This is a genomic window from Lactobacillus nasalidis (assembly GCF_016587775.1).
GTDB lineage: Bacteria > Bacillota > Bacilli > Lactobacillales > Lactobacillaceae > Lactobacillus > Lactobacillus nasalidis.
Genome location: NZ_BOCG01000649.1, coordinates 1 through 11145 on the forward strand (window position 1 = coordinate 1; position 11145 = coordinate 11145).

The window sequence follows — 11145 nt, forward strand, 5'->3', positions numbered from 1 at the left end:
CGCCTATGTCATCGGCGGCGGTCTGGCCGGTCTGGCTGCCTGCGTCTTTATGATTCGCGACGGCCACATGGACGGCAAGAAGATCCACCTGCTTGAAGAAGAAGCCCTGGCCGGCGGCTCCCTGGACGGGATCAACCGGCCGGAATACGGCTACATCATCCGGGGCGGCCGGGAAATGGAAAACCACTTCGAATGCCTCTGGGACATGTACAGATCGATTCCTTCCCTGGAAATTCCGGGTGCTTCCTACCTGGACGAATACGCTTGGCTGGACAAGGACGACCCGAACTCATCCAACTGCCGGCTGATCCACCACCGCGGCGACCGGGTGCCGACTGACGGCCAATACGGCTTGGGCAAGTGCGCCAGCGAGATCGTCAAGCTGATCATGACTCCGGAAGACAAACTGGAAGGCATTTCCATCGAAGACTACTTCTCCGACGAATTCTTTGAAACCAACTTCTGGACCTACTGGGCAACGATGTTTGCCTTTGAGAAGTGGCACTCAGTCATTGAAATGCGCCGTTACGCGATGCGCTTCATCCACCACATTGACGGGCTGCCAAACTTGTCGGCCTTGAAGTTCAACAAGTACAACCAGTACGAGTCAATGACCAAGCCGATCCTGGCCTACCTGGACGCTCACGGCGTTGACATCTCCTACAACACCCAGGTTGAAAATGTCCTGGTCGACACCAGCAACGGCGAAAAAGTCGCCAAGAAACTGATTCTCACCAAAGACGGCGAGCACCAGGAAATCGACTTGACCCCGGACGACCTGGTTTACGTCACCAACGGCTCCATCGTTGAAAGCTCAACTTACGGCACCCACCACACCCCGGCGCCAATCACCCACAAGCTGGGCGGCTCCTGGCACCTGTGGCAGAACCTGGCTGAGCAGGACGAGGCCTTCGGGCACCCGGAAGTCTTCTGCGAAAACATTCCGGAAAGAGCCTGGTACGTTTCCGCAACCATGACCATGAAAGACGCCACCCTGGAACCATACTTCGAGCGCTTAACCAAGCGGGACATCCACCAGCACCGGGTCAACACCGGCGGGATCATCACCGTAACTGACTCCAACTGGATGCTCTCCTTTACCATCCACCGGCAGCCGCACTTCAAGGACCAGAAGGAAAACGAGACCGTTGTCTGGATCTACGCCCTTTACTCCGACACGCCAGGTAACTATGTCAAGAAGCGGGTCGTTGACTGCACGGGTGAGGAAATCACGGAAGAGCTCCTCTACCACTTGGGCGTTCCAGACGACTTGATCAAGAAGTATGCCGGCGATGACTATGTCAACACGGTTCCGGTTTACATGCCTTACGTCACTGCCTACTTCCAGATGCGCAAGAAGGGCGACCGTCCGGCAGTCGTGCCAGCCGGCTCCGTCAACCTGGCCTTCATCGGCAACTTCGCCGAATCTCCGACCAGAGACACGGTCTTCACCACTGAATACTCAGTCCGGACAGCCATGGAAGCCGTCTACACCCTGCTTGACGTTGACCGCGGGGTACCGGAAGTCTTTGACTCAGTCTACGACATCCGGGAACTGCTGAAGGCAACCTACTACTTAAACGACAAGAAGCCAATCGACCAGATGGACTTGCCTTTGCCTAAGCTCGCTGTTAAGGGCGCCTTAAAGAAAGTTCAAGGGACTTGGCTGGAAGAGCTCCTGCGCGATGCAAAATTGCTCCAGTAAACAAGTTGAACGCTTTACGTAACGTTCGTCAGTTTTGAATTACACACATCGGTAAATGAAAAGACAGGAAGTGAGCAGATCTTATATCTGCTCACTTTTTTGCTATAGAAAGGGAAAGAAAAAGAACCGAATCAAAAAGATTCGATTCTCCTAGTGTCGATCATATCAACATCTTAACTTAATGACCTTGAACTTAGTTGTTCTTTGCCTTTTCAGGAATACTTGCATCGCCGGGATTTCTGAATGCATAATCAAAAATCGTACCATATTTGACTCTAAGTGCAACTGCCGCCATAATTAGGATCCACCTAAGGCTTACACTGATAGCAGATTTTATACCTAAGAGCTTAAGTAAGGCACCAATACTGTCAAAATCATATAAAATATATAGCCCGCCATCGATTATCAAAAAAAGACACAAACAGATAGCAAGTATCTTCAAAAATTTCTTCATTTTTATTTAGCCACTTCACAATATATAAAATAATCCGAAAATTTACTTAAAATTACTATCATTTTGAGTATCTGCTTCAGCTGCAAAAGCAACTGTAGTAGATGATAGAAGTGGAGTAAATGTTAATCCAATTAAGGAAACTACGCTTATCATCTTAATTCTTTGCTTAATTTTTTTGTTTTTCATAACTGTCTCCCTTTTTCACAGGTGCATCAACAACTACAAAATATAACATACTAAAGCTGCATCGTTAATACTTCAAACCTTTTTCCAAATTTTTGATTAGCTGTAGAAATGTTACATTTCATTTTATGATTTTTTTGTCAAAATAATCATAAAATCGCAAGAATAAGTTGAAGATCTTACATAACATTCAATATTTTTGAATTACGCATCACGATAAATACGGTCATGTTTTGATTCAAAAAGCTCCACTGGAGTCTTGCAGCTTAAGTCTTTTCGAGATCAGACAAGTTTGCAAGCTCAGATCCATTATCAGTTGTGATGAATTTGTCGTATTCTTTTCTATGCTTGCGCACTGGTCAACCCAATAATACAATCAAAGTTCAATGCCGTTTTCACGCAATAAAGGAAATCATGATTTCCAGCTGCATCAAGGCATTGATGGCGCCTGGCAAACTTTCTTCACTGACTGTCTGCGCAATCACGGCATGGTCTTTATCAAAGTCAAAGCCAGCGTCCATGACCATCCCGGCCGCGTACTCATTCAAGTCCTCGTTTTCTTCCGTAGGATTGTACTTGTACATGAGGTAGCCGTCATCAGTTACCGTATATTTGTCCCCGCTCTTTTCGACCAGGACAAAAGGCTTGCGGCCGTATGCATCAACCAGTTCATTTTCCACTTGGACAACCGTATCTGACCAAGGGTTAAAAACCGTCTGCCCCGCCAGCCAATTGATGTAGTCTGCTTTCAATTTCTCGCTTTCCATTATTGCTACCTTCCTTCCAAAAACTTTACGCTATCATTCATTATAGCCAATTAGCGGGCAAAAGAAAAACCAGCCTGGCGGCTGGCTTAATTTTTGGATTTTAATGATTGTCAATTGCCCCGTTCAGGCGCTTGCGCCAAACCAGGTAAACGATCAAGGCCAAAGGCACCACGATCAGCTGCACCAGATAGAACCAGCGGCCCGGCAGCACCTTGGCCACTACCCCGGCCAGCATCGGCCCAAAGGCCATGCCGACATCCAGGCCCAGGTAGAAGGTACTGCTGCCCAGGCCCTGTTCATTGGCCGGTGACAAAAGCAGCGCCGTTGACTGCAGAACCGAGTAGATCAAGCCGTAGCCGACCGCCAGGCCGGCAGCAGCCAGGGCCATCATCCAGTTGTTGTTCATGTAAGCCAGCACCACCAGATAAAATGCCGTGGCTACCAGACTCAGCCAGAACCAAACGCCAAAGCGCACCGTGTCAAAGTAATTTTTGAGCAGGGTCCGGATCAAAAGCAGCACCAGCGCGTAAATAAGGAAGAAGCTGCCCACAGCTACCGGCATATGCATCTTGGCCACGTAAGTCACGATGTCGGCCTGCGTGACAAAGTATGGCAGGCCAAAGCAAGTCGTCAGCAGCGCTACTGGCAGCGCGTTAACCGAGATCAGCTTGAACTGCTTCTTCTCCCGTTCACGGGGCTTGGGAACCGCGTGGTTGCTGACAAACTGAATGATGATGATCATGATCAAAGTAGCAACTGCCGGCAGCATCATGGCCTGCCGGTAGCCGATCACCTTGTAGAGGTTGATCGAAATGGCCGGCGCAACCGACATGGCCAGGGCATTCATCAGCCCGTAGAGGCCCATGGCCGCCCCGACGTGCTGGCGCGGCACCAAAAAGGCAATCCAGGTCGTCATGCAGACGGTGCAGAGGACAAAGCCGGTCCCGTTGATCATTCTGAACAAGAGCAGCAGCTCGCCATTAGGTGAAATGATGTAGCCGACGATCCCGACGAAGATCAGCACCCCGCCGATGAAAGACAACTGGTACTTGGAGAACTTGTCAGTCAAGTTGCCGGCAATCGGTCTCAAAAACATGGCCGCGAAACTCATGATCCCGACGATCACCCCGGCCAAAATGCTGCTTGCGCCCAGGCTTTCAGCGTAGCCGTTGATCAAAGGGTTGTTGAACATCGTGCCGAACATAAAGAGAAAAGAAGCGATCATCACCAAAACCACGTCTTTTGAATAGATCGACTTGCTCTTCTCCTGCCGCATTCGCCCTTCTTTTGGCGATGAAATACTTGCGCTCTTGCTACTCACAATTGAACCTTCTTTAGTTTTTATCTATGATATTTTCTTAAAAACAAATTAGATTTTACCATATTTTTGGCGCTGACGCTAAGGCTGGCCAAAATCCCTTATCTTTCCACAAGAATTTGCTAAAAGAGCGTTTGCACTTGCTGGTCCCGGTTAAGATAATTAAGTTTCTTCCCCAGCAAAAAAGCCCGCTTCTGAAAGAAGCAGGCTTTTTGATTAGTCAAAGATAAATACTTTATTCTGAATTTTAGTAGTTGAAGTAACGCTTTACTTCCCATTCTGAAACTGATTGCGTGTACAGAGCCCATTCAGTTTCCTTCATTTCCAGGAAGCTGTCAACGATGTGTTCGCTGAAGGCTGACTTGATCACGTCGTCTTCCTTGAAGGCCTTGATTGCGTTGTGCAGGGTTGAAGGAAGCGGCTTGATGCCAAGGTCCTTGCGTTCGTCATCGTTCATTTCAAACAAGTTTGAAGTTACCGGTGCCATTGGCAGCTTGCCTTCCTTGATCCCGGTCAAACCAGCCTTCAGGCAGGCTGACAAAAGCAGGTATGGGTTGGCAGTTGGGTCAGCTGACCGCATTTCCAGACGAGTGCCGACTTCGTTGGCGTTTGGAATCCGGACCATTGGTGACCGGTTGCGGCTTGCCCATGAAATGTAAACTGGTGCTTCAAAGCCAGGGATCAAACGCTTGTATGAGTTGACCGTTGGGTTGGCAACGCAGGTAATTGCCCGGGCGTGTTCCAAAATCCCGTTCAAGAAAGTCAAAGCAGTCGTTGACAGGTGGTATTGGCCGTCCTTGTCGTAGAAGGCGTTCTTGCCGTCCTTGAAGAGGGACATGTTGGTATGCATCCCGTTGCCGGCAAGACCTTCAACTGGCTTAGCCATGAAGCTTGCGTACAAGTGGTACTTGCGGGCGATCGTCTTGACAACCATCTTGAAGGTTTGCAGCTTGTCGGCAGTTGCCAAAGCGTTGTCGAAGCGGAAGTCGATTTCTTGTTGGCCATCGCCGACTTCGTGGTGGGCAGCTTCAACTCTGAAGCCCAACTTTTCCAAAGTTTCAACGATTTCCCGGCGGCACTTGGCGCCTTCGTCTTCAGAAGCCATGTCGAAGTAAGAGCTGTGGTCTGAAACAGTGGTAGTAGCTTCACCATTTTCGCCTTCCTTGAAGAGGAAGAATTCTGCTTCAAAACCAATTTCAAAGTCGCTGAAGCCCATGTCCTTCATTTCAGAAACAACCTTCTTCAAGTTGTTGCGTGGGTCACCGTCAAACGGGGTGCCGTCAACGTTGTGAACGGAGCAGATCAAGCGGCCGATCGTGCCTTCTTCAACAGTAGTCCATGGCAGAACTGACCAAGTTGACAGGTCTGGGTACAAAACCATGTCGCTTTCTTCCAAGCGAACAAAACCGTCGATTGATGAGCCGTCGAAGCGGGTCTGGTTGCCCAAAACGTCATCCAATTGGCTGACTGGAACTTCCAGGTTCTTCAGCGTGCCGTTAATGTCGGTAAAGGCCAGGCGCAAAAAGCGAACGTTCTTTTCCTCTACATCTTTGCGAATTTCTTCTTCAGTAAATACCTTGCTCATGTTCTCACCTTTAAAAATTAAGAATAATTTACGATCAACTAATCAATTGGCTCTGTGCTAATCGATGCTTTAAAGATACCACTCTGACCGCTTGAGGTCAAATTGGTCTAAAGACTTTTTTAATAAAAAAGGTCTTTTAGGCATTTTCCTTAAAAAATAAATGATTTACGGCATTTGTAACCGCTATTCTATCGTGGGCATAAGTTAGACCACCTTGCATGTAGAGGGCGTAAGGCGGCCGGATTGGGCCGTCCGCGGAGAATTCCATGGTTGAACCAGAGACGAAATTGCCGGCTGCCATGATGACTTTATCCTCGTAACCCGGCATGTCGCTTGGGATTGGCTCAACGAAGGAGTCAATAGGCGAATTTTTCTGAACTTCTTTAGTAAAATTGATCATCTTTTCCGGATCGTTGAAGATGATCGTCTGAATCAAGTCAGTCCGCGGTTCGTTCCACTTCGGGGTCACCTGGCAGCCCATCTTCTCCAGCAGAGCCGCCGCGAAGATCATCCCCTTGATGGCCTCACCGGTCGTGTGCGGCGCTAGGAAGAAGCCTTCGTAAAACTCATGCATGTTGGTCAAGGTGGCCCCTTCTTCCTTGCCAATCCCCGGCGCCGTCAAGCGGATGGCCGCGTTTTCAACCAATTCCTGCTTGCCGACGATGTAGCCGCCAGTCTGGGCAATCCCGCCGCCGGCATTCTTGATCAAGGAGCCAGCCATAAAGTCGACCCCGTATTCAGTTGGCTCGTGCTTTTCGGAAAATTCCCCGTAGCAGTTGTCGACAAAGACCAGGCTCTCTGGGCTGACCTTTTTGACAAAAGCGGTCATTTCTTTAATTTGGTCAACCGTGTAGCTCTGCCGGGTGTCATAGCCCCGGGACCGCTGGATAACCACGATGTGCGGCTGGTCGCGCTTGAGGACCTTTTCGGCTTCATCGTAGTCGACCCCGCCTTCCTTGTTTAAAGGCACGTATGAGAAATTGATCCCTTTTTGAATCAAAGTCCCCCGCTTCTTCGGGGCCAGGCCGATGACCTGCTGCATGGTGTCATACGGCATCCCGGTCAAATAAGTCAAGGTCTCGCCTGGCAAAAGGTTCCCGTCCAGGGCCACTGCCAGGGTATGGGTGCCGGAAACGAACTGCGGGCGCACCAAGGCGTCTTCAGTGTGAAAAACCTGGGCGTAGATGGCTTCCAGCTTGTCTCTGCCTTCGTCGTCATCGCCGTAGCCATTGGTCCCTTTCAGGTCTGCTTCAGCTACTTGATGATCAACAAAGGCCTTTAAGACCTTTTCCTGGTTAAAAAGGACCTGGTCATCGATCTCCCTTAAACGAGGGGCGATTTCCCGGTCAACGTCAGCAATGATTTCCTTTAATTCTTCTGCTAGCTTACGCATTTTCTTCCTTCATCCATTCTCTTATTCTGACATAAACTTTTTCCGTGCAGTCCGGATCCGCCAAAGGGTCATACCATTCAACCGGCAGCTTGTTTCTAAAGTAGGTCAGCTGCCGCTTGGCATAGCGCCTTGAGGCCTGCTTGAGCGCGGTGATGCAGTCGCTTAGGCTGGCCTGGCCGGCAAAGTACGGGAAAAATTCCTTGTAGCCGATGGCCTGCAGGACCTGGTGCTCCCGGCCGCGGTTTTCATAAACAAAACGGGCTTCTTCCAAAAGGCCGGCCTCCATCATCAAATCCACCCGGTGGTTGATCCGCTGGTAGACCTGCTGGCGGTCGCTATTTAGGCCGATGATCAGGTAGTCATAGCGCGGCTTGATCTCTGCCTGCTGCTTGGAAAAAAGCCCGCCCGTCCGGCTGATCACGCTCAAGGCCCTGAGGCTGCGCCGGCTGTTGGCTACGGGAATCTTCGCGGCAGCGGCGGGATCGCGGCGGTTCAGTTCATCCCACAAGGCCTGGGGGCCATTAACGGCCAGGTAGTCTTCCCATTCCTGGTCGACACTGGCAGCCTCATCCTGCCGGTCGCCAAGCTGCATGTCGTTTAACAGGGCATTGACGTAAAAGCCGGTCCCGCCGGCAACGATCGGCAACTTCCCCTTTCCCGCGATCGTGCTGATGGCCTGGCGGGCCTCATCGACGAAATTCTTGACGGAAAAGTCTTCAAAGACCGAATGGGCGTCCACCAGATAATGCGGCACCTCGGCCTGTTCTTCGGGACTGGCCTTGGCCGTGCCGATGGCGACTTCCCGGTAGATCTGCATGGAATCCCCGGAGACGATCTCCCCGTCCAGCTTTTTGGCGAGCGCGATCGCCAGACTGGTCTTGCCAACGGCGGTTGGCCCAACGATGGCAACTACTTTCTGCATAAATTCCTCCTGCGATTTTTTCTTCTTCAATCATAAACCAAAAAAGCCTGCTTGAGAAATTTTCTCAGCAAGCTTTCAGTTTAATTCTTGGAACTCTTCTTGCGGCCATTCCATTGTGAGTAGCCGTCCTTCAGATAGAAGACCTTGGTGAAATCGTGCTTGCGCAGGATGCCGGCGCAACGCAGGGTCATGGTCAGTGAATCTGAATACAGGTAAACCGGCAGGTCCGGACGCAGTTCCGAATATTGGTACTTGAACATGGTGTAAGGGATGTTTCTTGCCCCGTCAATATGCTCACGCTTGAATTCGTCTGCTTCACGGACATCGATGATTTGTGCCTTCCGCATTCCGGCACGGAATTCTTCGTTGGTCAATTCCCCGCCCAGGCGCTTGGCCTGGATCCGGTTGTAAGCCCAAAAAGCCAGGAAGGCCAGCAGAATGACGCCCAAGATGACGTCCAGAACGATTAAAAAATTACTCATGAAAAAGCTCCTTTTACAAAGTCCTATCCTATGATAACGCTAAATCATTGCTTAAACCAGCTAGTCCAGTCTTTTTTCGCGTTCCAGCCGCTCTTCGTACTCGTGTTCATGGTTAAGCACCAGTTTTGCGTTCAGGTAGAGCTTTTTCTCCAAAAGACCCGACTTGTAAAGATTATCGAGCTCGATTGCCATCAGCTCGATGTCCCACTTCCGCTTGCCCAAGTGAACCAGGATGCCGTACTTCTTCAGCAGCTGCTGCACGTCGTATAGATTCTTTAAGACTGTCATATCGTCACCGTCATTCCCAAACGCAGGGTCAAAACCACATAAGCAATCAGCCCTGCTGCCGCCAAAAGCCGGCTGCTGCGGCGGTAGTTCTGGTAGGTCGCGTCCCCCAGCAGGACCGCCAGCAAAGCCCCCGTGATCAGGCCGCCCAGGTGGCCCAGCAGGTCAACGTCGGGCATGAAGACGTCCAACACCAGGTTGATCACTGCCAGCGCCAAAGCCTGCCGGCCCAAAAAGGAAAGGATCGTATTGTCGCGGTCTTTCAGGCCAACGCAGGCCATGGCCCCGAAAAGGCCGAACAAGGCCGTCGAAGCGCCCGCGCTGATGGACTTGTCGCTGCCGAAAGCCAGCGTCAAGAGACTGCCGCCAACCCCAGAGAGCAGGTAAATCAGCAGATAGCGGCCGTGGCCGAAAATTGGCTCAGCATATTGGCCGACATAGTAGATCATGATCGCGTTGGAAGCGATGTGCATGATCCCAATGTGCAGAAACTGCGCCGTGAAGAGCCGCCACCACTGGCCCTCGACCACTACGGCCGGGTTGAACATGGCCCCCATCTTCAGCAAAACCGCGGTGCTTTCCGATCCGCCCATAAAAGTCTCCGCCAGGAAAACGACGAACAGGACCACCACTAGCCCTACCGTTACATAATTTCGCCGCAGATTATTCATCGCCGGCCTCCTTTACAATTATCAAATCATCCATTGCCTTGTCATGCTCTTGCGTTGCCCAGACCGGGTGCGGGAAGAACATGGCCGAGTTGACCAGGGCCAGAGTCTTGACCTGGTGCTTGGCCAAAAAGCGGTCATAGTAGCCCCCGCCAAAACCGATCCGGCTCTTGCCCTCCGGGCTGAAGGCCAGGCCCGGCACCAGCAGCAGGTCCAGATCCTGAGCGCTTTCACCATCTCCGGCCACTTCCCAGACGCCAAATTTCGTCTGTTGGAGGGGCGTGCCGGCATCCCATTTCACGAAGTCCAGCTGCCAGCCAGGCCGGCACTTGGCCAGATACAGCTGCTTGCCCTGTGCCCGCAGACGCGCCAGCAAAGGCCGCGTGTCCACTTCCAGCGGCAGGGGCATGGTTACCCCGATCTTCCATGCCTGCCGGACCAAAGGATGCTCCAGGGCCTGGGCCGCCAGTTCCTGGTCTTCCAGCTGCTTTTGCCGGCTGGCGGCAAACTGCTCCAGCCGCTGGCGCTGCCAGACCCGGAATTCTTTTTTATTCATTCTGGATCCCCCTGCTTATAAAAAAAAGCAGGCCTTTCGACCTGCTATCTTTTATTACTTAGTCTCGCGGTGAAGAGTTACCTGTCTTTCAACTGGGCAATACTTCTTCAAGGTCAAACGTTCCGGATGCTTACGCTTGTTCTTCTTAGATAAGTAACTTCTGTCGCCACATTCGGTGCATTCTAAAATGATGTTGTCTGCCATTATTTTCACCACCTACAATTAATATCTGACTGTACAATAATAACATTTTCAAGGGCAAAGAGCAAGTTATCTATTAAAATTAACTTTTACTTTGTGCTGGAGAACTTGCCCTTGTGCAGCTTGTAGTAAGAAGTGACCATTGCCTTGGCCATGTTCTTGTTGTAGCTGCCTTCCAGGTCCGGGTCAATCCCGGCAAAGACGATCGCGAAGGCGATCTGCGGGTTGTTTGAGGAAGCCCAGCCGACCATCGTTTCGTTGATCAGTTCCGTGTCGGTTGATTTCCCGGTCTTGGTGTTGTAGTAGAAGGTCTGGGCCGTCCCCGTCTTGGCGGAAATCGACGGCTTGACATTCTTCAGCGCGTGGGCCGTCCCCCAGGAGTTCGTGCCGTGGACAACCTGGTAAAACCCTTGCTTGATGACCGCCAGTTCCGACGTCGTCCACGGAATCTTGAACTGGACCGTCGGCTTCTTGTTGTAATAAGTGTAGAAGTGCTTACCGTCGCTGCTGGTGCGGCCAATCGACTGCACAACATACGGCTGCATCCGGTAGCCGCCGTTGGCAATCGTGGACACATACTGCACCAGCTGAATCGGCGTGTAGGCGTCATAGTTCCCGTAGGATTC

At 51.1% G+C, this 11145-nt stretch carries 14 protein-coding genes; 1 reads left to right on the forward strand and 13 read right to left on the reverse strand.

The window, feature by feature from the left end:
- The coding region (locus tag lacNas_RS12295) for an oleate hydratase (protein ID WP_201346906.1) at positions 1-1705 on the forward strand (1705 nt) is incomplete at its 5' end.
- A 193-nt stretch (positions 1706-1898) separates the two neighbouring features.
- Here the strand turns inward: lacNas_RS12295 and lacNas_RS12300 are convergent.
- The 13 genes from lacNas_RS12300 to lacNas_RS12360 all read right to left on the reverse strand — a co-directional run.
- Positions 1899-2159, reverse strand: a complete 261-nt coding sequence (locus tag lacNas_RS12300) for a hypothetical protein (RefSeq protein WP_201330066.1) — start codon at positions 2157-2159, stop codon at positions 1899-1901.
- A gap of 42 nt (positions 2160-2201) precedes the next feature.
- Entirely contained in the window at positions 2202-2345 is a 144-nt protein-coding gene (locus lacNas_RS12305) for a hypothetical protein (protein ID WP_201330067.1), read from the reverse strand.
- Positions 2346-2737: 392 nt separating this feature from the next.
- Positions 2738-3109 (reverse strand): hypothetical protein, encoded by a 372-nt coding sequence (locus tag lacNas_RS12310; protein ID WP_201330068.1) that lies wholly within the window; start codon positions 3107-3109, stop codon positions 2738-2740.
- Between the two features lie 100 nt (positions 3110-3209).
- Positions 3210-4430, reverse strand: coding sequence for an MFS transporter (locus lacNas_RS12315; protein ID WP_201330069.1), 1221 nt, complete (start codon positions 4428-4430; stop codon positions 3210-3212).
- 244 nt (positions 4431-4674) lie between these two features.
- Positions 4675-6012 carry a type I glutamate--ammonia ligase gene (glnA, locus tag lacNas_RS12320; protein ID WP_201330070.1) on the reverse strand — a complete coding sequence of 446 codons (1338 nt, stop codon included), beginning with the start codon at positions 6010-6012 and terminating at the stop codon, positions 4675-4677.
- A 136-nt stretch (positions 6013-6148) separates the two neighbouring features.
- Complete coding sequence (locus lacNas_RS12325) at positions 6149-7405, reverse strand: methionine gamma-lyase family protein (RefSeq protein WP_201330071.1); 1257 nt, start codon at positions 7403-7405, stop codon at positions 6149-6151.
- On the reverse strand, positions 7398-8327 hold the full coding sequence (gene miaA, locus lacNas_RS12330; RefSeq protein WP_201330072.1) for a tRNA (adenosine(37)-N6)-dimethylallyltransferase MiaA: 930 nt from the start codon (positions 8325-8327) through the stop codon (positions 7398-7400). The genes lacNas_RS12325 and miaA overlap by 8 nt, the downstream gene beginning before the upstream one ends.
- A gap of 80 nt (positions 8328-8407) precedes the next feature.
- The gene (locus lacNas_RS12335; RefSeq protein ID WP_201330073.1) at positions 8408-8809 is read right to left on the reverse strand and encodes a rhodanese-like domain-containing protein; all 402 of its coding nucleotides are present in this window, start codon (positions 8807-8809) and stop codon (positions 8408-8410) included.
- A gap of 60 nt (positions 8810-8869) precedes the next feature.
- Positions 8870-9097, reverse strand: a complete 228-nt coding sequence (locus lacNas_RS12340) for a YqgQ family protein (RefSeq protein WP_201330074.1) — start codon at positions 9095-9097, stop codon at positions 8870-8872.
- Complete coding sequence (locus lacNas_RS12345; protein ID WP_201335914.1) at positions 9094-9765, reverse strand: rhomboid family intramembrane serine protease; 672 nt, start codon at positions 9763-9765, stop codon at positions 9094-9096. The genes lacNas_RS12340 and lacNas_RS12345 overlap by 4 nt, the downstream gene beginning before the upstream one ends.
- A complete protein-coding gene (locus lacNas_RS12350) occupies positions 9758-10318 on the reverse strand; it encodes a 5-formyltetrahydrofolate cyclo-ligase (RefSeq protein WP_201331603.1) in 561 nt (186 codons plus the stop codon). Before lacNas_RS12350 ends, lacNas_RS12345 begins: the two co-directional genes overlap by 8 nt.
- 54 nt (positions 10319-10372) lie before the next feature.
- A complete protein-coding gene (gene rpmG / locus lacNas_RS12355) occupies positions 10373-10522 on the reverse strand; it encodes a 50S ribosomal protein L33 (RefSeq protein ID WP_002879260.1) in 150 nt (49 codons plus the stop codon).
- An 86-nt stretch (positions 10523-10608) separates the two neighbouring features.
- Positions 10609-11145, reverse strand: a 537-nt coding sequence (locus lacNas_RS12360) for a penicillin-binding transpeptidase domain-containing protein (RefSeq protein ID WP_280515449.1), incomplete at its 5' end; no start/stop codon positions are given.